Genomic DNA, 22,248 nt, shown 5'->3' with positions numbered 1-22,248 from the left:
GGTGCGCGAGGGGGCGGCCGGGGCGGACCGGTCAGCCGCAGAGGGCCGCGCGCTCCCAGTGGCCGGGCCCGGTCTCGGTGAGGGACGTCGTGACGAAGACGTTCCACAGGCCGAGCGGGTCGCCGGAACCGGCGGCGTAGGCGGAGCCGTACCGGACGGTGGCCCGTCCCGCGGCGACGTGGGCGTAGTTGCTCGCCGTCACGCACAAGGGCTCGCTCGGCTCGTCCGGGTCGCCTGGCTCGCCCGGCTCACCTGGCTCGTCCGGGCCGGTGCCGCCCAGGCCCCAGTCGGCGGTGATGTGGTCCGTCGAGCAGATCACGTCCGCGAAGTAGGCGCCGCCCGTTCCGCAGCCGGTGCCCGTCCGGACCGGTACCGCGTGGCCCATGCCCGTGACGCGGTAGTCGGTGACGGCCGTCCTGCCGCCGTCCTCGTACACCGTCCGCGTCACGCCGCCCGGCAGCGTGGCCGAGCCGTCCGCCGAGGCGTCCGTGCCGCGGGCGTTCGTCCACTGCTTGACCAGTTCGCGCGCGTTCACGGGTGCGACGGTCGTGTCCGCGCTGCCGTGCCACACGGAGACGGTCGGCCAGGGGCCGTCGTAGCCGGGGTTCTGGGCGCGCACGAGGCCGCCCCACTGCGCGGCCGTCTTCGTCGTGCCCGGGTTCATGCAGCTGAACGCCTGCACCATGCTGGTCGCGCAGCCGTGCGGGATGCCCGCGAGGACCGCGCCGCCCGCGAACACGTCGGGGTAGGCGGCCAGCACGCTCGCGGCCATCGCGCCGCCGCCGGAGAACCCGGCGACGTACACGCGGGAGGCGTCGGCGCCGACCGCGTCCACGGTGTGCGCGACCATCTGGCGCAGTGAGGCCGCCTCGCCCCGGCCGCGCGCGGTGTCCGCGCCCTGGAACCAGTTGAAGCAGCGCGAGGCGTTGTTGGCCGTCTCCTGCTGGGCGGCGACGAGGGCGAAGCCGCGGGCGTCGGCGTAGGCGCGCCAGCCGCCGCCGGAGACGAAGCCGGGTGCGTCCTGGGTGCAGCCGTGCAGGACGAGCACGACGGGCGCTCCCGCGGGCAGCCCGTCGGGCACGTACCGGTACATGGTCAGGGAGCCGGGGTTGGGGCCGAAGCCCGTGACGCGTTCGAGGGAGGCGGCGGCCGGGGAAGCGGCGGCGGCCAAAGAGACGGCGGCCGGGGACGCGGCGGCCGGGGTGGCGGACGTGCCGGCGAGCGCCAGCGCGAGCGCGCCCAGCAGCACACCGGCGCGGCGGAGGAGGGTCGTGGTTCTCATGGGTTTCCTTAAGGGGTCCTTGCCTGACGGGGACCTGACAGTGGGGTGTCTCGCACCGTAGGGTCGTGACGCAGGTCACCCGTACGGAGCGGACCCACATGCCGGACGCGCCGCTCGTGGCGGGACCCCACATTGCTGTGCGCCCCCCGCCGGGCGGAACCTGCCGTGACGCCTTCCCCCACGCCGGCCGCCCTCGGCGCACCGGCCCGGCCGGGGACGTCCGCCGTCGCCGCCGCGACACGTCCGCACCACCGCGAGGAGCCCGCCGCATGTCCGAAACCACCCCCGTCCGTACCCGGCGCTCCGGGCCGGTGGCCGCCGCCCTGGTGGCCGGAGCCGCCCTCGTGGCCTCCTGCGCCAGCCCGCAGACGAGCGCGAGGGGCGGCGACGCCGACGAGGTGAAGGTCGCACTCGTCACCTCCGTGAGCGGCCCGCTCGCCTCCTACGGGGAGCAGTACCTCCAGGGCTTCGAGGCGGGGCTGCACCACGCCACGGACGGCACCGGCGAGGTGGACGGCGTGAAGATCACCGTCCTGGAGGACGACGACGCGGGCGACCCGGCCAAGGGCGTGTCCCTGGTCAAGAAGCGCATCGGACAGGGCGTGCCGATCGTCGCGGGCACGGTCGCCTCCGGCGTCGCCACCCAGATCGCGCCCGTCGCCGAGCAGAACGAGACCCTGTACATATCCGGCCCCGCCGCCACCGACGAGGTCACCGGCGCGGGTGACCACACCTTCCGCTCGGGCCGCCAGACCTACCAGGACGTCGTCACCGCGAAGGCGATCCTGGCCGCCGGGAGCGGCGGCGCGGGCGGCGGGCGGGTGGTCGTCCTCGCCCAGGACAACGCCTTCGGCCAGGCCAACGTCGCCGCCGTGCGGGAGGTGCTCGGCACGGACGGCACCACCGTCGCCCCCGTGCTGGCCGCGCCCAGCGCCACCGACCTGACGCCGACCGCCCGCAAGGTGCTGGCCGAGGACCCGGACATGGTGTTCGTGGCCTGGGCCGGGGACACCGCGCAGTCCATGTGGGCCACGCTGGAGCAGCAGGGCGTGCTGGAGCAGGCGACCGTCGTCACCGGTCTGGACATCCGCGCCAGCTACTCCGTCTTCGGCAAGGCCCGCGACCGGGTGACGCTGCTCGCCCACTACGTCCCCGGCGCGACGCGGACCCCCGAGGCCGAGGCGATGCGCGCCTACTTCGCGGAGAAGGGCTGGCAGGAGGACCTGTTCAGCCCGGACGGCTTCAACGCCGCCCAGATGGTCGTGGAGGCCGTCGAGGCGGGCGGCGCCGACGGCGACACGAAGGCCATGATCAAGGCGCTGGAGGGCTTCGAGTTCTCCGGGGTCAAGGGACCGAACACGGTGCGCGCCGAGGACCACGCGCTGCTCCAGCCGATGTTCCAGGCCGAGTTCGACGGCCGGACACCCACCGTGACCCGCACCCTGGACCCGGCCGAGGTCGCGCCGTGACGCCCCCGGTGCTGGCCCTGGACGCGCTCACCTGGCGGGTGGGCGCCGTCCCGATCGTCGACGGGGTGGACCTGGCCGTGGAGCAGGGCGCCTTCTGGGCCCTCATCGGCCCCAACGGCGCGGGCAAGACGTCGCTGTTCAACCTCGTCTCCGGCGTCACCCGCGCCACCGGCGGCGCGGTGCTGCTGGACGGCCGGGACGTGACCCGGCTGCCGCCGCACCGCCGCGCCCGCCTGGGCATCGCCCGCACCTTCCAGTCGTCCTCCGTCTTCCCGACGATGACGGTCGCCGAGCACGCCGAGCTGGCCGCCCGCGCGGCCGGGGCCCGCCACGTCACGGCGCGGGACGTCGCCGGGCTGCTGGACCGCGTCCGTCTCGGCCACCGCTCCGGCGACCTGGCGGCCGGGCTCAGCCACGGCGACAAGCGGAAGCTGGAACTGGCCATGCTGCTCGCGCCCACCCTCGCCGGGCAGGGGCCGCGGCTGCTGCTGCTGGACGAGCCGATGGCCGGGGTCGCCGCCGAGGAGACGGGCGAACTGACCGCCGTGCTGCGCGGGCTGCACCAGGACGAGGGCAGGACCGTGCTCATGGTCGAACACCACATGGACATCGTGCTGGGCCTGGCCGACCGGGTCGCCGTCATGCACCACGGCAGGCTGCTGGCCGCGGGCACCCCGGCCGCCGTCATGGCCGACGCGGCCGTCCAGGACGCCTACGTCGGGGAGGCCCTGTGAACGCCCGCCCCCGGCCCGCCCGCCCGGCCGCCGCCCGCCCCGTGCCCGCCGCGGCGGACGCGCTGCTGGACGTGCGGGACCTGCACGCGGACATCGGCGGATCGCGCATCCTCCAGGGCGTCACGTTCACCGTCGCACCCACCGGCGTCACCGCGCTGCTCGGCCGCAACGGCGTCGGGAAGACGACGACGGTGCGGGCCGTGCTCGGCCTGCTGCCCGACGGCGGGCGGATCACCGGCGGCACCGTCACGCTGGACGGCCACGACGTGACGGCCGGGCCCACGCACACCACCGTGCGGCGCGGCGTCGGCTACGCGCCGGAGGACCGGGGCGTCTTCGCGCACCTGACCGTCGCCGAGAACCTGACCCTCGCCGAACGCGCGGGCGGCCCGCACCACTACGACGTCGTGCACGACCTCTTCCCCGAGCTGCGCGCGCGCCGCGCCCAGCGGGCCGGTTCGCTGTCGGGCGGGCAGCAGCAGATGGTCGCCATCGCCCGCACCCTGCTCAACGACAACCGGCTCGTCATCGTGGACGAACCCACCAAGGGGCTCGCCCCGCGCGTGGTCACCGAGGTGGCCGAGGTGCTGGAGCGGGCGGCCGAACGGGTGCCGCTGCTGCTCGTCGAGCAGAACCTCGCCGTCGTGCGCCGCCTGGCCACGGACGCGGTCGTGCTGGACGCCGGGCGCACCGTGCACACCGGCGGTGCGGCAGAACTGCTCGCCGACCGGGAACTGACCACCGCGCTGCTCGGCGTCGGCGCCCGCCCCGCGGCCCCGGGGACGGTCGCGGGTACGGGTGTGGACGCCGGCGCGGGAACGGGCGCGGATACGGGTCCGGCCACCACCACCGAGAACGGAGGAGCCGCCTGATGGACACCTTCGTCCTGCTGACCCTCACCGGGCTCGGGCTCGGCGCCCTGTACTTCCTCATCGCCTCCGGGCTCGCCCTGATCTTCGGGCTCATGGACGTGCTCAACTTCGCCCACGGCGCCTTCCTCACCGTCGCCGCGTACACCGCCTGGCACACCGCCGACGCGGTGCCGGGCGTCGGCGGCCTGCTGCTGGCCGCCCTCGTCGGCACCGCGACCGGCCTGCTGCTGGCCGTCGTCGTCGAGTTCGTGCTCATCCGGCGGCTGTACGGGCGGCCCAAGGAGCAGATCCTCGTCACCGTCGGCCTGTCCCTGGCCGTCCCGGCGGCGGTGCAGACCCTCGCCGGGGCCGACGCCCGCGTCTTCCCCGTGCCCGAGTCGCTGTCCGGCACCGTCGGAGTGCTCGGCGCGCAGGTCCCGGTGAACCGGTTCGCGCTGATCGGCGTGGCGCTGGCCGTCCTCGTCGGCGTCCGGCTGTTCCTCTCCCGCACCCGCTACGGGCTCATCGTGCGGGCCGGGGTGGAGGACCGGGCCATGGTCACCGCGCTCGGCATCGACGTGACGCGGGCCTTCACCGTCGTCTTCGCCCTCGGCGGGGCGCTCGCCGGGCTCGCGGGCGTGCTCGGCGGGCTGTACTTCGGCTCGCTCTCGCCGCACCAGGGCACCAGTCTGCTGGTGTTCGCCTTCGTCGTCGTCATCATCGGCGGGCTCGGCTCCATCACCGGCGTCGCGCTCTCCGCGCTCGCCGTCGGGCTCACCCAGCAGTACGCCAACTACTACGCGGGCGGCTACGGCGACCTGGCCGTCGTGGTGCTGCTCGCCGCCGTGGTGCTGGCCCGCCCGGTGCCCGGCGCGCCCTCGGCGGCGCAGCGGCTGCGCCGCCTGCTGACCCCCGCCCGGCCGCTCACCCCGGCCGGAGCCGCACGGACCGAGGGAGGTCCCGCATGACGGTCACGTCCGCTCCCGGCCACGTGCCGCCCCGCACCGGGGAACCGCGCGGGACCGCGCCCCGGCGGTGGCGGCCCCGGGCCGCCGCCGTGCCCGCGGCGGTGCTCCTGGTACTCGCCCTGCTGCCCTACTCGGCGGTGGAGGTGCCGTTCCTGCTGGACGGCCCCGTCAACGCGCCCGGCTCGCTCCAGCTGTTCGCGCTGTGCCTGGTCTTCGCCGGGTTCGCCCTCGGCTACGACCTCATGTTCGGACGCACCGGGCTGCTCTCCTTCGGGCACGCCCTCTACATCGCGGGCGGCGCCTACGGCACGCAGCTCGCCATGACGGAACTGGGGCTGACCCTCGTCCCCGCCGCCCTGCTCATCCTCGTGCTGGGCACCGTGGCCGCCGTCGTGCTGGGCGCCATCTCGCTGCGCACCCTCGCGCTCGGCGGCATCGGCTTCGCCATGGTGACCCTCGCCTTCGCGCAGGCCGGTTCCATCCTCGTCGGCCGCAACCCCGGCGGGCTGACCGGCGGGGAGGAGGGGCTGCCCCTGCACACCGCGGGCGTGCCGGAGGCGTTCGTCGGCGTCGCCCACACCGTCAACGTCTACTGGCTGGCCCTCGGCTACCTGGCGGTCGTCGCGGCGGTGGTGTGGTGGACGACGTCCCGCCCGGTCGGCCGGGTGTGGCAGGCCGTCCGGGACAACGAGCAGCGGGTCGCGGTGCTGGGCCGCGACCCGTTCCGCTACAAGCTGGGCGCCTTCGTGCTGGCCTCCGCGCTCGCCGTGCTGGGCGGCTCCGTGCACCTGGTCGTCACCGCGGGCGCCACCCCGCACACCAGTACGCCGCAGTTCACCCTCACGCTGCTGGTGATGGTGGTGCTCGGCGGCAGCGGCACCCGCTGGGGGCCGGTCGTCGGCGGCGCGCTCTTCGCCTACCTCGACCAGCGGCTCGCCGCCTTCGCCGACGTCGCGGAGCCGCTGCTCATCCTGGGCACCCTGTTCGTGCTGGCCGTCTACGCCGCCCCGGGCGGGCTGGCGTCGCTGCGGCTGCGCCGCGTGAGGAGGACCGCGTGAGCGGCACCGTGGAGGGCGTCGTGCCCGTGCGGGGCGGGGGTCTGGCCGTCACGCACTGGCCCGCCGCGCCGCAGGCGCCCGCCGTCCCGGGGGCGCCCGTCCCCGGCACGCCCGTCATCGCCCTGCACGGCATCACCGCGAACGGGCTGACGTTCGCCGCCGTCGCGGACGCGCTCGGGCGGGAGGCACCGCTGTACGCGCCCGACCTGCGCGGCCGGGCGGGCAGCGCCCACCTGCCCGGCCCCTACGGGCTGGCCGCCCACGTGGCGGACGTGCTCGACCTGCTGACGCACCTCGGCCGGGAGCGGGCGGTGCTGCTCGGGCACTCCATGGGCGCCTTCGTCGCGGCGCTGGCCGCCGCCCGCCACCCGGACCGGTTCCCGCACGTCGTGCTCGTCGACGGCGGCCTCGGCTTCCCGCCGCCGCCGGGCACCGGCGTCGACGCGCTGCTGGAGGCCGTCATCGGTCCGGCCATGCGCCGCCTGCGGATGACGTTCCCCGACCGGGACGCCTACCGGGCGTTCTTCCGCGCCCACCCCGCGCTCGCCGCCCACTGGGGCGGCGCGGTGCGGGCGTACGTGGACCGGGACCTCACCGGCACGCCGCCAAAGCTGCGCAGCAGTTGCGTGCTGGAGGCGGTCCGGGCCGACGGGGCGGACGTGCTGGGCGACCCGGAGACGCTGGCCGCCCTGCACCGCCCGGAGGTCCGGGCCACCCTCCTGTGGGCCGAACGCGGCCTCATGGACGAGCCGCAGGGCCTCTACGACGCGTCCCGCGTCGCCGCCGCCGCGCTCGACCCGGGCCGCGTCACCACCCGGCGTGTGCCCGGCACCAACCACTACTCGGTCCTGTTCGCCCCGGCCGCCGTGTCCGCCGTCGCGGACGCCGTCCGGGCGGCGCTGCGGACCCGGGCCGTCACTTCGTGAGGAGGAACGGTGCCTCGGCGGAGTCGGGTTCGCCGATGGTGAAGGTGACGTAGGCGGTGTCGCCGGGCGCCAGCGAGTGGTCCGTCTCGACCTCCGTCCACAGGCCCCCGGTCGTGCCGGGGCCGATATTGGGGTTACCTTCGGGCCGACCGCCGTGGGTGGGCGCGCTCCATGCACACCGGAGGCGTTCCGCGCCGAGCGGATGACGTGGTAGCCCGCCGACGGCCAGTTCCGGCAGGGGTGGGAAGGGCCATGGCCGGGGGTCCCTTCGGTCTCATGGGCTGCCCGGTCCGACGGCCGGGCGTGACGGCCGTGTGCCGTCAGGGGGAGCATGCCGATTCCGGCGCGACGTATGCCTGTTTTCGACTGGTTGGCGAAGTGGTGCGGGGTGGAGCGTCCGGGCAAGGGCCACCCCCGTCCCGGCCCGGGGCGGGCGCCCGCGTCCCGGCGGCGCAAGCTCCCCGGCGGGCGTGGGCTTTCCGGCGGGCATGGCCTTCCCGGCGGACGCGTGCGCGGTCGGCAGGCCGTGGCGGCCCGTCACCGGTGAGCGCGCCGTGGCAGGCCGCCACAGCGCGACCGGCAAGTATGGGCAGCCGCCACATCGGGCGCGGCCCGCACCGTGCCTAGCCTGCGGGCATGACGCCACACTCCGTCACCCTCGATCTCGGCGGGCGCACGGCGCTCGTCACCGGTGCCGCCAGCGGGATCGGGCGGGCCTGCGCCCTGCGGCTGGCGGCCGCCGGGGCCGCGGTGCGCGCCGTGGACCGCGACCGGGCCGGGCTGGACGCGCTCGCCGGGGCGCACCCGGCCGTGGAACCCGTCCCGCTGGACCTCACCGACCTCGACGCCGCCGAGCGGGCCGCCGCCGGGGCGGACGTCCTCGTCAACAACGCCGGGTTCCAGGTGGTGCGCCCGCTGGAGGAGTTCCCGCCGGACGCGTTCCACGCGCTGCTCACCGTCATGCTGGAGGCGCCGTTCCGGCTCATCCGGGGCGCGCTGCCGCACATGTACGCGCGGGGCTGGGGACGCATCGTGAACGTCTCCTCCGTGCACGGGCTGCGGGCCTCCGCCTACAAGTCGGCGTACGTCTGCGCCAAGCACGGCCTGGAGGGGCTGTCCAAGGTGGCGGCGCTGGAGGGCGCGCCGCACGGCGTGACCTCGAACTGCGTGTGCCCCGCCTACGTCCGCACCCCCCTGGTCGAGAAGCAGATCGCCGACCAGGCCGCGGCCCACGGCATTCCGGAGGAACGGGTCGTCACGGACGTCATGCTGGCCGACTCCGCGCTGAAGCGGCTGATCGAACCGGAGGAGGTCGCGGAGGCCGTGGCGTACCTGTGCGCCCCCCAGGCGTCGGCGATCACGGGCAGCTCCCTCCCGTTGGACGGTGGCTGGACGGCACACTGACGCCCATGCCAGACGAGTCAGTCCAGCCACACCAGTCAGATCAGGCCACCCCCGTCCCGCCTGACGCGTCCCGCCCCCCCACGGCACCCGACGACGGCGCCCGGCACGACCCGGTGCAGGCGCCCGCCCCGCCGCACAGCGCCCACGCCTACCTCCAGCTCCTCGTGAACGGCGCGCCCGCCGAGGCGTTCGACGGCCCCGCCACCCCCGAACGGCTGCTCGCCCTGCGGCTCCGCGACGAACTGGCGGACCGGCGGCGCCGCGAGGCCGAACTGACCGCCCTCATCGAAACCGCGCACGACCTGGCGGGACTGCGCGACCTCGACGCCGTCCTGCGCGCCATCGTCCAGCGCGCCCGCTCCCTCCTGGGCACGGAGGTCGCCTACCTGACGCTCACCGACCCCGAGCGCGGCGACACCTACATGCGGGTCACCGAGGGCTCCGTCTCCGCACGGTTCCAGCAGCTCAGGCTCGGCATGGGCGAGGGCCTCGGCGGCCTCGTCGCGCAGACCGCCCGCCCCTACGTCACCGACGACTACTTCCGCGACACCCGTTTCGAGCACACCGGCCCCATCGACGACGGCGTGCGCGAGGAAGGGCTCGTGGCCATCCTCGGCGTGCCGCTCGCCCTGGGCGGCGAGGTCATCGGCGTCATCTACGCCGCCGACCGCCGCGCACGGGTCTTCGAACGGGAGCAGATCGCCCTGCTCGCGTCCTTCGCCGCGCACGCCGCCGTCGCCATCGACACGGCACGGCTCATCGCCGAGACCCGCAGCGCGCTCGCGGAGCTGAGCGCCACGCACGAGACGATCGAACGGGCCGGCGAGGTGCACGACCGGCTCACCGCGCTCGTCCTGCGCGGCGGCGGCGTGCACGACGTGGCCGCCGCCCTCGCCCAGGTCCTCGGCGGCACCGTGGAGTTCACCGAACCGCAGGAGGCCCCCGGGGCGGTGGAGCGCTCCGCCCGCGACGGCTACGCGGTGCGCGAGGGGGACACCTGGGTCGCGGCCGTCGCGGCCGGCGGCGAACTGCTGGGCGCGCTCCTCCTGCGCGGACAGCCGGACCTCGACCCGGTGGACCAGCGCACCCTGGAACGCGCCGCCACGGTCACCTCCCTGCTCCAGCTCGCCCGCCGCTCGGCGGCCGAGGCCGAGCAGCGGGTGCGCGGCGAACTGCTGGACGACCTGCTGGACGCGCCCGAGCGCAGCCCCGCCCTGCTGCGGCAGCGCGCCGCCCGGCTCGGCGCCGACCTGGACACCCCGCACGTCGTGCTCGCCGCCCGGAGCGAGTGCGCCGAAGCGGCCAGCGGACGCCAGCGGCTGTGGTCGGCCGCCTCCCACCTGGCCGCCACCGCGCACGGCCTGGCCGCCGCCCGGGATGGCGGAACGGTTCTCCTGCTGCCGCTGGCCGAAGGCCAGGACGCGGGCGCGCTCGCCCGAAGAACCGCCGCCCAGCTCGGCTCGGCGGTGCACGCGCCGGTCACCGTCGGCGCCTCCGCCACCGTGCGGGCCCCCGGAGGCGTCGCCGCCGGATACGCGGAGGCGCTGCGCTGCGCGGACGCGCTGCGGCTGCTGGGCCGTCGCGGACAGGGCGCCGCCGCCGAGGACTTCGGCTTCCTCGGCATGCTGCTCGCCGACTCCCGCGACGTCGCCGGGTTCGTGGAACGCACCCTCGGCCCGGTGCTGGAGTACGACCGGCGCCGGGGCACCGGCCTCGTCACCACGCTGGACGCCTACTTCGACAGCGGCATGAGCCCGGTGCGGGCCAAGGACGCCCTGCACGTCCACGTCAACACCGTCGCCCAGCGGCTGGACCGGGTGGCCCGGCTGCTGGGCGACGACTGGCAGTCCCCGGAGCGCGTGCTGGAGGTGCAGCTAGCGCTGCGGCTGCACCGGCTCGCCGGGGCCTTCGACGGCTGACCCGTCCACCGCACGCCCGGCCTCCGCGCCGACGTCGCCCAGGTCCCGCATCCGGGTCTCCCGGGCACACGCCAGCGCCACCACCGTCAGCACGGCGGCGGCGATGACGTACAGGGCGATCGGCGTGGAGCTGCCGTGGCCGGCCAGCAGCGCCGTGGCGATCATCGGCGCGGGCGCCCCGGCGGCCACCGAGGAGAACTGCGCGCCGATCGAGGCACCCGAATACCGCATCCGGGTGGCGAACAGCTCGGCGAAGAACGCGGCCTGCGGCGCGTACATGGCACCGTGCAGGACGAGGCCGACCGTCACCGCGAGCAGCACCGCCCCGAAGTGCCCGGTGTCCAGGAGCGCGAAGAACGGGAACATCCACAGGCCCACCCCGGCCGCGCCCACCAGGTACACCGGGCGGCGTCCCAGCCGGTCGGACAGGGCGCCCCACAGCGGGATCACGGCGAAGTGCACGGCCGAGGCGACCAGGACGGCGTTCAGCGCCGTCTGCCGCGACAGGTCCAGCTCGTTGGTGACGTAGACCAGGATGAACGCGGTGATGACGTAGTAGCTGATGTTCTCCGCCATGCGGCAGCCCATCGCCACGAGCACGTCCCGCCAGTGGTGCCGCACCACGCCCACCAGCGGCGCCCGCTCCGGCTCCCCGCCACCGCCCCGGCGGGACTCGGCGCGCGCCACGGCGGCACGGAACACCGGCGACTCGTCCACCGAGACCCGCACCCACAGCCCCACCACGACCAGCGCACCGGACAGCAGGAACGGCACCCGCCAGCCCCAGGACAGGAACGCGTCGTCGCTCAGCAGCGCCGTGAGCGCCGCCAGCACACCGGTCGCCAGGAGCTGCCCGGCCGGTGCGCCGGTCTGCGGCCACGACGCCCAGAAGCCGCGCCGCCGCGCGTCACCGTGCTCCGAGACGAGCAGCACCGCGCCGCCCCACTCGCCGCCCAGCGCGAAGCCCTGCACCAGCCGCAGCGCGGTCAGCAGCAGCGGAGCCACCGAGCCGATCGCGGCGTGCGTGGGCAGCAGCCCGATGGCGAACGTGGCCCCGCCCATCAGCAGGAGGCTGACCACCAGCAGCTTCTTGCGCCCGAGCCGGTCCCCGTAGTGGCCGAAGACCAGCGCGCCGACCGGCCGGGCGGCGAACCCGACCGCGTACGTCAGGAACGCCAGCAGCGTGCCCACCAGCGGATCGGAGTCGGGGAAGAACAACTGGTTGAACACCAGCGCCGCCGCGGCGCCGTAGAGGAAGAAGTCGTACCACTCGATGGTCGTGCCGATCAGGCTCGCCGCGACGACGCGCCTGAGGCTCGCGGACGTCGGGGGAGCGGCTGCTGCGGGGGCCATGGGCACCACTTCCGGACGAGGGACGGCAACGGTGTCGGCACACCGTAGGGAGGGCCGCGCCACCGGCCCATGTGGCGGGGCCCCACACTTCCGCCCCGCACCCCGCCCCCGCGCCCCACTTCCCCGCCCCGCCCCGGCAGCGCACCGGCCGCCCGGCGCCGCCCCGAAGAACCGCAGCGGGACGGCCGGGCGGCACGCATTAGGCTGAGAACCATGGCCGACGCGACGTACAAGCTGATCCTGCTCCGCCACGGCGAGAGCGAGTGGAACGCGAAGAACCTGTTCACCGGCTGGGTGGACGTCAACCTCACCGACAAGGGCGAGACGGAGGCGGTACGCGGCGGCGGGCTGCTCGCGGACGCCGGGCTGCTCCCCGACGTCGTGCACACCTCGGTGCAGAAGCGCGCCATCCGCACCGCGAACCTCGCCCTGGAGGCGTGCGACCGGCACTGGATTCCCGTCCACCGCTCCTGGCGGCTCAACGAGCGCCACTACGGCGCCCTCCAGGGCAAGGACAAGGCCCAGACCCTCGCCGAGTTCGGCGAGGAGCAGTTCATGCTGTGGCGCCGCTCCTTCGACACCCCGCCGCCGGAGCTGGCCGACGGCGCCGAGTGGTCCCAGAGCGGCGACCCCCGCTACTCCATGATCCCCTCGGAGCTGCGCCCGCGCACCGAGTGCCTCAAGGACGTCGTCCAGCGGATGCTGCCCTACTGGTACGACAGCATCGTCCCGGACCTCGTCACCGGCCGCACCGTCCTCGTCGCCGCCCACGGCAACAGCCTGCGCGCCCTGGTCAAGCACCTGGACGGCGTCTCCGACGAGGACATCGCGGGCCTCAACATCCCCACCGGCATCCCGCTCGCCTACGAGCTGGACGACTCCTTCCACCCGGTCAACCCCGGCGGCACCTACCTCGACCCGGAAGCCGCCAAGGCCGCCATCGAAGCCGTCAAGAACCAGGGCAAGAAGAAGTAGGTTGAGCGATCATGCCCCCCACCTGCGCAAACAGCGCGGATGGGGGGCATTTTCGTGCCCTGGAACCTCCCTGGAACCTCAGCCCCTGGGATCTTGTGGCCTGAGTGCCCTACCGAGAGCTTTCCGAGCCCGGTCCCGGCTGCTCGGCATGAGGTGCGCGTACACCTTCAGTGTCAGCCCCGGATCGGAGTGCCCGAGGTATTCCGCGAGGGCCTTGATGCTCTCCCCTGCGTCCAGAAGCACGGACGCGTAGAAGTGCCGGAGGGCGTGCATGCCGTGCTCGCGGGCGGCAGCGTGCTCGCGGCTCTTGGCCTTGGGGATGACCCCGGCCTTGGCGAGCGCGGGCTTCCAGTGGTCTTCGTTCAGTGACGTACGCCAGACGTGCCCACCGTTGGGGCCCGTGAAGATGAGCCGCCGGGTCACCGGCTGGCCGTTCGCCCGCATCCACGGGAGCTTGATCTCCACGGGCGGGAACCGCTTGATGTGCTCCTGTAGCGCCTCTGCCACGGGGTCGGGCAGAGGCACGTCACGGAGCTTGCCGCCCTTCGGCGGCGCGAACACGGCCTTGCTCAGGCTCAGCTTGAGTTGCTGCACCACGTGCAGGGTGCCGCTGTCGAAGTCGATGTCCTCGACGCACAGGCCGAGGATTTCGCCTTGCCGCAGGCCACATCCTGCGCCCAGGTCGACCATGGGTCGGAAGCGCTCGACCATGGCAGCTCGTACGGCGACGACGCGCTCAGGCTCCCAGGGAACGACGCGGCGCGCGCCCATGGCCGGCGGGGTCACCGTGCGAGAGTGGCAGGGGTTCCGGCGTAGGCATCCGTCCTCCACGGCGGCGGAGAGCACGGCGCGGACGTTGGAGAAGATGACGCGGGCGTACGAGCCGGACATGCCGGTCTCTTCGAGTTGTGTCACGAACTCGCGGATGTGGCTCGGCTGGAACGACCCGAGCTGACGCGCCCCGATGCGCGGGAAGGCGTGCAGCTTGAGCTGAGACTCCATCGACGCCCGGGTGTTGGGGTCGCCACTCTGACTCGCGAGCCACTTCTCCGCGAACTCCTGGAACGTCGTACGAGACGCGTTCGGGTCGATGTAGTCGCCGCGGGCCACGTCCGCTTGCATGGCGCTCAGCCACTGCTCGGCGAGGCGCTTCTGTCCGTCGGGGAAGGATTTGTTCTTTCGCTTGCCGTCGGGCGTGAGGTAGCGGGCCTGGTAGCGCATCCCCGTGCCGTAACGGTCGGTCTTGACGCGGACAGTCTTGCCGTCGGCGTCGGTGGTGGTCTTGATCCAGCGGTCGAAGATGTGGCCAGCCATGAGGGCTGTTCCCTTCTCTAGCGGTCGGTCCGTTGTCCGGCGGGGCTCGTCCGGCCCGTTTTTCGGGTGTGCTCGGGGACGGCTGCTAGGTGCTAGCCGCCTGGTCAGGGCGTGTCAGGAGTGCTAGTGGTCCTGCTAGACCTAGCGGGGAAAGGTGCTAGGTCTAGCTGGTCGCTGAGGTGCGGTCGGACCGTTCAGGGAGGCGGAGGCAGAGGGGGTCGGCTGGCTTCCTGAGGGGGCTTTCAGGGGTGCCGGGGGCGTGCCTCCCTGCCTCCCTGAGGGGGTGTCTGTGCTGGTCAGGTAGAGGGAGGCGGGGCAGGGAGGCGGTGAGGGAGTTCTCCCTGCCTCCCTCGACCGGCGGGCGGTGCCTCCCTGCGGTTCCCGGCGGTCGGCGGCGCCCGTTGGGGAGGCAGCGGCACGGGCTCCGGGAGGCTTCCAGGGGCCGTTTCCCGTGGTGTTCCGGCAGTGCCTCCCCGCCTCCCCGAAGCGGTGGTTGCACTGTTCAGTGGGGGGAGTTCGGGCCGGGGAGGTGGTCGGGGAGTTCTCCCCGCCTCCCCGGCCGGATGGGCGGTGCCTCCCCGCCGGGCGAGGGGGTCAGGCAGCGTCTTCGAGGGCGGCCCGTTCGGTCACCCACGCTTGGACGGCGGCCGGGTCGTAGCGCAGGTGCTTGCCGACGCGGAAGCCTGCCGGTCCGATGCGCTTGCGGCGCCACTGGTAGACGGTTTCAACGCTCGGGAGGCTGAACATGGTGACCAGGTCTTCAGGGGTGAGGTAGCGGTCCGGGAGGCCGCCGCGCAGGGTGGCGCGGGGGTCGTTCGGCTCGGTGGTGGCCATGGCGGTGGTGACTCCTCGTGTCCGTCGGGCGGTGCGTGGGAGTGGTGCCGGTTGCCGTCCTAGAGAGTTCGTGTATTTCAGCGTCCGCAGCGTCCTAGCGTCCGCACGGCCGTATTTGGGCTGTTCAGAGCGGGTGCGGGGTGTGGACGCTAGTGCGGACGCTGCGGACGCTGGACGGCTGTAGCGTCCGCAGTCTTGGACGTGTCCGGGCCGCTGGTATGCGGCCCGGCCCGGCGGTGTTCCGGCTACGTCAGGTCTGGTCAGACAGGGTTCTGCCCTGCCCCGTGGGGGCCACCTCCGGCCAGAGAGAGCCTTGGTCGGGTGCGGACGCTGACGGGTCGTCGTCGGGTGCGCGGGAGAGGATCAGCAGCTTGTGCCGGTGCCGGTCTCGGCTACGTTGCGTGTCATCGACCGTGATGCCGATGGACCGCAGCAGCGGAGCGAGCCGCTTGACGCGCCCGCCGGCGCGGGTGGCGTCCTTGGGCCAGGTCGGCGGCCGGACCAGGCCCGGCACGGGCAGCGCTTCGAGCAGCTGCGCGGCAGTGCCCTGCCAGGTGCCTGCCTGGTCGACCAGGGCGGCGATGGCCATGGCGAACGGGTCGCCTTCCAGCGCGTCCGTGGCGACGTTCGCCGACGTGGCGAGGTAGTCGTCCAGGGTGCGCCAGCCCTGCGTCTGGTCGACGGCCGCGAGCACGCGAGCGAAGTCGGCCATGCGCGGCATGGACTCCAGCCGCACCGACGGGAGCACGGCGAGCGCGCAGGCCAGCACATCGAACAGGGCCCCGAGCACGGCCGGACGGACCGCCTCAAAGGTGGCGTCCAACTCCTCCTCGGAACGGCGGTGATGGGAGTCGATGAGCTGCAAGTCGAGCAGCAGCACGCGTTCGGCCAGGTCCCCGGCGAGAGCTCCCGCGTCGATCGTGGTCATGGCCAGCACCCGCTTGAAGGTGAGGACCACCACGTCATCGTCGGTGTACAGGGCGCGGTCGACCACGCCGTCACCGGTCACCGCCTTGCACAGGGTGTCCGACAGCCACGGCGGGATCGTGCTCACGTTGTCCAGGCACAGCGCCCATGAGCTGAACGCCTGCCGGGACCACGCCTTCTCGTCCCGCGGCTGGCTGCGCTTGGCGGCCGGGGACGGGTCCACCAGGTTGATGAACATCTGCGCGGCCTTTGACTTGCCCGTGCCCTGCTCGCCCTTGCACACGATGGCCGGGTGCGGGATGTCGGGAATCCACGCGGCGACCAGCCACGCCACGAGCTGATGGAACGCGGACTCGTCCATGTTCAGCAGCGCGTGCAGCTTGGTCAGCCCGTCCCCGTCCAGTACCGGCACGGGCATCGGGGCCATGGCGCCGGAGCGGCGGAAGAGCACCGGCGAGCGGTCCACGACCTGCCAGCCGACACCGGAGACCACGACCGCGCGGCCGTCGGCGCTGCCGAGGTCGACCACGATCGCGCCGTCCGGTGCCCGCCCTACACGCAGGTTCACCGGCACGGGGTCGTGGTCCTCCGCAATGCCTTCGAGCACGGTCATGGCGTCCGCGAGCGCGGACTGTGAGGCCACCTCTCCCGGGTAGGCGTCCGCGAACCGTCGGGCCAGACGCTGCCTGAGCCCTGCCTTGCCCCGCAGCGGCACGGCGACGTTCGGGCCGTCCAGGGCGACCGCGTACGGGCGGCCGTCGGTGGACATCACGAACCGGTACGCCTCGCGTGCCATGGCCACGATCCGCGCGGCGGCCGGCGGCTGCTTGCCGCCCTCACCGCCCCCGCCGGGGGCGACCGGCCGACGGGTGTTCACGGTCCCGCCGCTCGTGTTCACGCCGTCGGTGGTCCTGTTCACGGGTCCGGTCGACTCGTTCACGGGCCTCGCCCGGCCGTTCACGGGTCGGGGCGATCCGTTCATCTGAGTGTTCACCTCGTTCACGCGGACACCGCCTCTCCAGTCGGGCCCGCACACGCCCGCACCGGTCGGGGCGCGTGCAGGCAGACGGGCCGTACGGCCCGCTGGACGGGGCGGTGCGGGGTCGATTCGTGCAGATGGGGGGTCGACCGTGCGCCGGTCGACTCGGCCGCTCCTACGGCCGTCAGTCGGGATGTGACGCCGGGTGTGACGCAGGCCGTCACGCTGGTCAGAGCCGTCTGGTGGGCGGCGGCAAGTCGGGCCAGTAGCGGCCACACGGTCGGGTCGACCACCGGGCGAGTCGGGTCGGCCCACGCCAGTAGGGCCAGGGCGAGCGAGAGCGGGAGTCGGTCGGCCTTGGCCTGGTTGCAGTCGGCGCAGGCCAGCATGAGCGACGTGACCGACCATGAACGCCACAGCGATTGCGGCGCGATGTGGTCGAGGGTGGCCTCACTCAGGTCGGTGAACGGGTGGCGGCAGTAGGCGCAGCGCTGCCCGTGTCGGCGCGCGAGCTGTTCCTTGCGCACGCGCCGCCGCGTCGAGTTGAGCGGGTGGCCGTGCCTCATGCCGCAACCGCCATGCGGTCGCTGGCCACGGTCTGCCCGGAAACGGTCACGCCGACCCAGGCGGTCATCCGGTTCTTCCCGGGCCCAGCCTGGCGGATGACGCCTTCCTTGCGCAGCTCGGAGAAGAGCGTCCGCCACTTGGCTGGGCTCTGAGGAACGGCGACCTTGTGCCGCGCAACCAGGTCGGCGGAGGTGAATGCGCGGCCCGTGGACGCCTCGCACAGAGCGGCGCGACGCGCGACGTCCTCCCACAGCTCCGCAGGGCCTTCCTGCATCACAGGCCGCAAGACAGCCATGGCCGCGTGCAGCCGGTTGAGCACGGTCCTCCGGCTCACGCCCATCACCGCCGCCGCTTCCACGGTCGAGAGCCCGTCAAGCGCGTGCAGAGTGAGCGCCTGACGCTCACTCGCCGGCAGCAGGTGAAGCAGGCGGCGAACCTCCGCGTACTGCACGACCGTCTCCTCCGGGCACGACAGCGCGTCCGTGGCAACCGCCTCGGGCATGGAAGGCGCCCCGTCGGTGTCGTCGGCCGGTCGGCTCAGCTCCTCGCACCGAACCCGGGCGTACCTCCAATGGTCGACGACCAGGCCCCGGGAGATGGTGGCCAGCCACGCGTACAGGCGGTCGTCGCGGGCCGGGTCCAAGGTGGGGAGGCACTTGCCCAGTCGAATGAACACCTCGCTGGCGATGTCCTCCGCCAGCGCGTGATCCGACAGGCGAGCGCTCAGCCGCCGGACCACCCAGGGGTGGTACTGCTCAAACAGCCTCCCCCACCGCTCCTTGTCAGCCTCAGAGAGAGCTGCGACCTGCGCTGCGCCGCGTTCCGTGACAGTTCCAGGCATGATGGATGTACCCCTTGAGGGTCAGGGAGCGGCTATCTGCTTGGCGGTGGAGGCCGCTCCTTGCTTTTCCTGGCGTGACCAGGACTTTTCGCGGAAATCGCTCCCTGCTGGGAGCGCCCGCTCACTGACTAGCTTGCACTAGTATGCTGTGGTGCACAACCCCCGTGGAGTGGTGTGCACTAGTTCGCTGTAGTGGGTACGCTCAGGGCATGACTGTCACAGGAGGGCCCAAGCCCAAAGCGGTGCAGGTCGCGGACGCGTTGCGCGAGGACATCAAGCGGATGAAGCCCGGTGACAAGCTCCCGTCACAGCGAGAGCTGATCGACCGCTTCGGGTACGCGAGCCAGACCATCCAAAACGGGCTGGCCGTGCTCCGGTCCGAGGGCCTAGTCGTGTCGGCCGGGAACCTCGGTAACTTCGTCGGTGACGGGACCGCTCCGCAAAACGACGTGCGCGACGAGATCAATGAAATCCGCTCCCTAATTCAGGCGTTGGCTGAACGGGTGGAAGCACTCGAAGAGCGCTCCACCGTGGGTGGTGCGTGATCTGCAACCAGCATGCGAGGAACGGAGCGTGTGGCGTAAGTGACACTGAGGGGGCGGATGCGTGAGCAGGGGACATGTCCGGTGTCACCTCGGTGTCCCCTTCCCTGTCCCCGGGGGCGAGGCGCAAGACTCAGCGGGTAGGCACTCGGAGGAGGACGTATGAGCGACGACAGGCCCGCGTGGGCGCGACGCATCGCGGCCGAGCGGGCGGCTCGCGAATGGTCCCAGCGAGACGCGGTGAAAGCTCTCCGGGCCCACGCGAAGGAAGAGCTCCCCGCAGATGACAGCCTGATCCGGCAGTGGAAGCGGTGGGAGTCCGGACAGATCCCCAACGAGTTCTATCGGCCGCTCATCGCGGCGGTGTTCGGCACCGTGACGCACGCTCTTTTTCCCGCGCCGGCGCGTCGGGATGGGGACAAGGAAATCCTGGCCGCGAGCGGTATGGAGACGCTGGAGATCGTGAGCCGCCTCAACCGGTCCGACGTTGACGCGGCCACGCTTGATGCGCTGCGAATCACTACGGACCGGCTCTGCTCGGAGTACCCGTTCATGCCGAGCGAACAACTCCTCATCGAGGGGCGACAGTGGTTGCGTCGCGTTGTAGAGCTGCACTCGAAGAGCCTCACGCTCTCGCAGCACCGCGAGGTGCTAGCCCTGTCCGGCTGGCTCGCGCTCCTTGTCGGGTGCGTGGAGTACGACACGGGCGCCCGGCACGCTGCCGAGTCGACGCGGCAGGCGGCGCTATCGCTGGCAACCGAGGCGGACCATGCGGAAATCGCCGGATGGGCGCACGAGATGCGAGCCTGGTTCGCGCTCACCACGGGGGACTATCGCGGGGTCATCGCGGCGGCGCAGGCCGGAACCGAGCTGGCTGGGCATCAGGGTGTAGCCGTGCAGCTTGCCGCGCAGGAGGCCAAGGCGTGGGCCCGACTCGGGGACCGGCGGCGAGTTGAGGTGGCGCTCGACAGGGGACGCAACCTGCTTGAAGGCATGCCGCACCCAGAGAACTTGGACAACCACTTCGTAGTGGACCCGGCGAAGTTCGACTTCTACTCGATGGACTGCTACCGCCTGGTCGGAGAGGACAAGCTGGCCCGGACGCTAGCCGAGGAAGTTTTGCGGGCGGGGACGGACTTCGACGGCATGGAGCGCTCACCCATGCGCAACGCGGAAGCACGCGTCACGCTCGGTGTGACAGCCGCGCGGGAAGGCGACCTTGAGCAGGCACTGATCATGGGGGAGCGCGCCCTCGAAGGGGACCGCCGGTCGGTCCCATCGCTGATCATGACGAGTCGAGAGTTGGCGGCCGAGGTGCGGCGCCGGTACGCATCCGAGCCCGCCGCTCAGGGCTACCTCGCTCACCTGCACGAGCTGGGACAGGCGGCGCCCGGCTTTCTGCCCCAGCAATAGAAGGAACGGCCTACGGCCGCACGACCCTTGGCAGCTCGCTGCGCTCGCGCGCGACGGCCGTCGGAGCTCCCGAGCACCGTCGCGCGCTCCCGGCGAGTTCGTTGCGACAGACGAAGAGACCACCCCCGCCGCCAGGGGTGGTCTCTTCCGCATTCCGGAGGGCTCAGTGTCCGCAGCGTCCGCACCCTCCCTCTTCTAAGAGCGGCCCTGACCTGCAGAAACACGCTCTTAGTGGCAGAGGGTGACCGGACGCTGCAGACACTAGCGGACGCTAAACATTTTGTTTAGCGTCCACAGGAACAGTGCAGGTCAGACGGGGCGAGCGATGCCCGGCGGACGCTGCGGACGCTATCTTCCCTCAACTCTCTAGTAAGAGAGTGAAGGACGGCTCTTCAGGGGGCGCGGCACGAACGACCGCCCCCCTACTGAAGAGCCGAGGTGAGCCGCGCAGAACGGAACAGGCCCGACGACGCTCACCCAAGCCTGCCGTCCGCCGCTTGGAAGGTCCCCAGGACGGCATTCCAGGCGGGGGCGAGTCGGCCCCTGGATTGCCGTCCTCGCGTCCACAAGCAAGAGGAGCACCACCGGGCGAGGCGTGCTTCTCTTGCTTGTGCGCGCGGTCGTTACGCCGGGTCGCCATCCCGCCCGATTTGCGGCGGTTGATGCCGCCGGTTGTGGCGACAGCACCGGTTGACCCCTGCAACTGCCCTCTGACCTGCGGGTTTCCAAGTTGCTGCGGTTTCCGGGGAGGGGACCCTACGCGCACGCGCGCGTAGGAGGGGCGGAAACTGCCGTCGCACAGCGTCTCTGTGGGGTCATGGGCGGCCGTTCACGCCCCCGAGGGTTCCAGCCCCACGTAAGGGGGTCTAGGCGCCCTGAGGGGCGCCACGGCCTTTGCCCTGGCGGCGGTCGTCGCGCGAGCGCAGCGAGCTGCCAAGGGACGCGCGGCCGTAGGCCGTTCGTTCTTGCCCTTCCTCCGCCGGGCGCGCCGGCACCGCTGATGCCCTTGTCGCTTGTCGTGAAGAGAGAGGGCCGCACTGCGGGATGGCCCGGAACGGGCTTTGACCTGCGAGCCGACAAGCGACAAGACAAGCGACAAGCGGACCAGGCCCGTGGGTTAGCCCAGACACGGCGGCGGAAGGATGCTGATATGCCCAAGCCGAAGAGCTTCACCGCATGGTTGAAGACCCACACCGATCAGCGCAATGCCATTGGGGATCTCGCGCGGGACGTCTCCGCTGACCCCGACTGGCCCTCACGCAAGGGAAGGCAGGGCCAGCTTGACTACCTCGAAGAGCGCGGCGCCATCGACGCGGCTATCGAGACGCTCGAACGTGCCTGGACTCAATACGAGGCATACCAGGCCGCTCAGACAGATACCTGAGCAGTCGGGAAGCCGGAACCTGTCTGGAACCTCCGAGGTCAACAAGCAACGACAGACAACGACCACCAACAACCGACCGACCACAGGTCAGTTGAGGTGAGCGCCCCGCTGACCAGCCCCAAAAACCGGGCGGTCGAAACCCAGGGCAAGAAGAAGTAACCGCCCACGAGGAAGCCCCCTGCCCGCGCCGGCAGGGGGCTTTCCTGGCGTGCGGGGCAGGGCGCTCGGCAGGCCGGGCCAAGCTCGGGTTCAGGCGGCGTGCGGGGTGAAGGTGACGTGGGAGTCACCCTCGTCGATGGCCAGGTTCGAGGTGCCGTCCAGGGCCAAGGCCAGGCGGCGCAGCAGCGGGAGAGAGGGCACGGTGTCGCCGCCCTCCATCCGGGACACCTGAGGCTGCGTCATCGTGATGCATCAACTCCTCTTGCCCCGATCTCGGGGCGACCGGCCTGTCTGTGATCGACTGGCAGATTCTCCCCGCTTCCTCCGCCGCCGTCAGGAAGCCGCCGTC

The 22,248-nt window shown here is 72.7% G+C and carries 19 protein-coding genes and 1 pseudogene; 12 read left to right on the top strand and 8 right to left on the bottom strand.

Annotated elements, in window-relative coordinates; translation table 11 throughout:
* Window positions 1-31: 31 nt before the first annotated feature.
* Window positions 32-1,282, bottom strand: coding sequence for an extracellular catalytic domain type 1 short-chain-length polyhydroxyalkanoate depolymerase (locus V1J52_RS16330; protein ID WP_330140535.1), 1,251 nt, complete (start codon window positions 1,280-1,282; stop codon window positions 32-34).
* 269 nt (window positions 1,283-1,551) lie between these two features.
* Here V1J52_RS16330 and V1J52_RS16325 point away from each other — a divergent pair, with 269 nt between their 5' ends.
* The 8 genes from V1J52_RS16325 to V1J52_RS16290 all read left to right on the top strand — a co-directional run bounded on the left by V1J52_RS16325 (window position 1,552) and on the right by V1J52_RS16290 (window position 10,611).
* Window positions 1,552-2,751: a substrate-binding domain-containing protein gene (locus V1J52_RS16325; protein WP_330140533.1), complete on the top strand. Its 1,200-nt coding sequence runs from the start codon at window positions 1,552-1,554 to the stop codon at window positions 2,749-2,751.
* Window positions 2,748-3,485 carry an ABC transporter ATP-binding protein gene (locus tag V1J52_RS16320; RefSeq protein WP_330140532.1) on the top strand — a complete coding sequence of 246 codons (738 nt, stop codon included), beginning with the start codon at window positions 2,748-2,750 and terminating at the stop codon, window positions 3,483-3,485. The genes V1J52_RS16325 and V1J52_RS16320 overlap by 4 nt, the downstream gene beginning before the upstream one ends.
* Before the next feature lie 71 nt (window positions 3,486-3,556).
* Window positions 3,557-4,357: an ABC transporter ATP-binding protein gene (locus V1J52_RS16315; RefSeq protein ID WP_330140596.1), complete on the top strand. Its 801-nt coding sequence runs from the start codon at window positions 3,557-3,559 to the stop codon at window positions 4,355-4,357.
* Window positions 4,357-5,304, top strand: coding sequence for a branched-chain amino acid ABC transporter permease (locus tag V1J52_RS16310; protein WP_330140531.1), 948 nt, complete (start codon window positions 4,357-4,359; stop codon window positions 5,302-5,304). Before V1J52_RS16315 ends, V1J52_RS16310 begins: the two co-directional genes overlap by 1 nt.
* Complete coding sequence (locus V1J52_RS16305; protein ID WP_330140530.1) at window positions 5,301-6,362, top strand: branched-chain amino acid ABC transporter permease; 1,062 nt, start codon at window positions 5,301-5,303, stop codon at window positions 6,360-6,362. Before V1J52_RS16310 ends, V1J52_RS16305 begins: the two co-directional genes overlap by 4 nt.
* A complete protein-coding gene (locus V1J52_RS16300) occupies window positions 6,359-7,288 on the top strand; it encodes an alpha/beta fold hydrolase (RefSeq protein ID WP_330140529.1) in 930 nt (309 codons plus the stop codon). The genes V1J52_RS16305 and V1J52_RS16300 overlap by 4 nt, the downstream gene beginning before the upstream one ends.
* A gap of 636 nt (window positions 7,289-7,924) precedes the next feature.
* On the top strand, window positions 7,925-8,692 hold the full coding sequence (locus tag V1J52_RS16295; RefSeq protein ID WP_330140528.1) for a 3-hydroxybutyrate dehydrogenase: 768 nt from the start codon (window positions 7,925-7,927) through the stop codon (window positions 8,690-8,692).
* A gap of 5 nt (window positions 8,693-8,697) precedes the next feature.
* Window positions 8,698-10,611: a helix-turn-helix domain-containing protein gene (locus tag V1J52_RS16290; RefSeq protein WP_330140526.1), complete on the top strand. Its 1,914-nt coding sequence runs from the start codon at window positions 8,698-8,700 to the stop codon at window positions 10,609-10,611.
* Here the strand turns inward: V1J52_RS16290 and V1J52_RS16285 are convergent.
* Window positions 10,567-11,964, bottom strand: a complete 1,398-nt coding sequence (locus tag V1J52_RS16285) for an MFS transporter (RefSeq protein ID WP_330140525.1) — start codon at window positions 11,962-11,964, stop codon at window positions 10,567-10,569. The two genes, V1J52_RS16290 and V1J52_RS16285, sit on opposite strands and share 45 nt — an antisense overlap.
* Before the next feature lie 213 nt (window positions 11,965-12,177).
* Between V1J52_RS16285 and V1J52_RS16280 the strand changes: the two genes are divergently transcribed.
* Window positions 12,178-12,939: a phosphoglyceromutase gene (locus V1J52_RS16280; protein ID WP_330140524.1), complete on the top strand. Its 762-nt coding sequence runs from the start codon at window positions 12,178-12,180 to the stop codon at window positions 12,937-12,939.
* A gap of 78 nt (window positions 12,940-13,017) precedes the next feature.
* On the opposite strand, the gene V1J52_RS16275 is transcribed toward V1J52_RS16280, so the two are convergent.
* From V1J52_RS16275 to V1J52_RS16255, 5 genes are all read right to left on the bottom strand, one after another.
* The gene (locus tag V1J52_RS16275) at window positions 13,018-14,253 is read right to left on the bottom strand and encodes a tyrosine-type recombinase/integrase (protein WP_330140523.1); all 1,236 of its coding nucleotides are present in this window, start codon (window positions 14,251-14,253) and stop codon (window positions 13,018-13,020) included.
* Between the two features lie 594 nt (window positions 14,254-14,847).
* Window positions 14,848-15,087: a helix-turn-helix transcriptional regulator gene (locus V1J52_RS16270; RefSeq protein WP_330140522.1), complete on the bottom strand. Its 240-nt coding sequence runs from the start codon at window positions 15,085-15,087 to the stop codon at window positions 14,848-14,850.
* Between the two features lie 250 nt (window positions 15,088-15,337).
* A complete protein-coding gene (locus V1J52_RS16265) occupies window positions 15,338-16,933 on the bottom strand; it encodes an AICE element replication initiation protein (RefSeq protein WP_330140521.1) in 1,596 nt (531 codons plus the stop codon).
* Window positions 16,934-17,013: 80 nt separating this feature from the next.
* Window positions 17,014-17,559 carry an HNH endonuclease gene (locus tag V1J52_RS16260; RefSeq protein WP_330140520.1) on the bottom strand — a complete coding sequence of 182 codons (546 nt, stop codon included), beginning with the start codon at window positions 17,557-17,559 and terminating at the stop codon, window positions 17,014-17,016.
* Complete coding sequence (locus tag V1J52_RS16255) at window positions 17,556-18,401, bottom strand: RNA polymerase sigma factor (protein ID WP_330140519.1); 846 nt, start codon at window positions 18,399-18,401, stop codon at window positions 17,556-17,558. Before V1J52_RS16255 ends, V1J52_RS16260 begins: the two co-directional genes overlap by 4 nt.
* 209 nt (window positions 18,402-18,610) lie before the next feature.
* Between V1J52_RS16255 and V1J52_RS16250 the strand changes: the two genes are divergently transcribed.
* From V1J52_RS16250 to V1J52_RS16240, 3 genes are all read left to right on the top strand, one after another.
* Entirely contained in the window at window positions 18,611-18,946 is a 336-nt protein-coding gene (locus tag V1J52_RS16250; protein ID WP_330140517.1) for a GntR family transcriptional regulator, read from the top strand.
* 159 nt (window positions 18,947-19,105) lie between these two features.
* On the top strand, window positions 19,106-20,356 hold the full coding sequence (locus V1J52_RS16245; RefSeq protein WP_330140516.1) for an NsdA family TPR-like regulatory protein: 1,251 nt from the start codon (window positions 19,106-19,108) through the stop codon (window positions 20,354-20,356).
* A gap of 1,150 nt (window positions 20,357-21,506) precedes the next feature.
* Complete coding sequence (locus V1J52_RS16240; protein ID WP_330140515.1) at window positions 21,507-21,740, top strand: YozE family protein; 234 nt, start codon at window positions 21,507-21,509, stop codon at window positions 21,738-21,740.
* Window positions 21,741-21,989: 249 nt separating this feature from the next.
* Here the strand turns inward: V1J52_RS16240 and V1J52_RS16235 are convergent.
* Window positions 21,990-22,142, bottom strand: a pseudogene (locus tag V1J52_RS16235) (transcriptional regulator); the annotation flags it as partial.
* Between the last annotated feature and the right edge of the window lie 106 nt (window positions 22,143-22,248).

Origin of the sequence: Streptomyces solitudinis (assembly GCF_036323765.1) — a bacterium.
Classification (GTDB): domain Bacteria; phylum Actinomycetota; class Actinomycetes; order Streptomycetales; family Streptomycetaceae; genus Streptomyces.
This window is presented reverse-complemented; position numbering and strand designations above follow the sequence as displayed.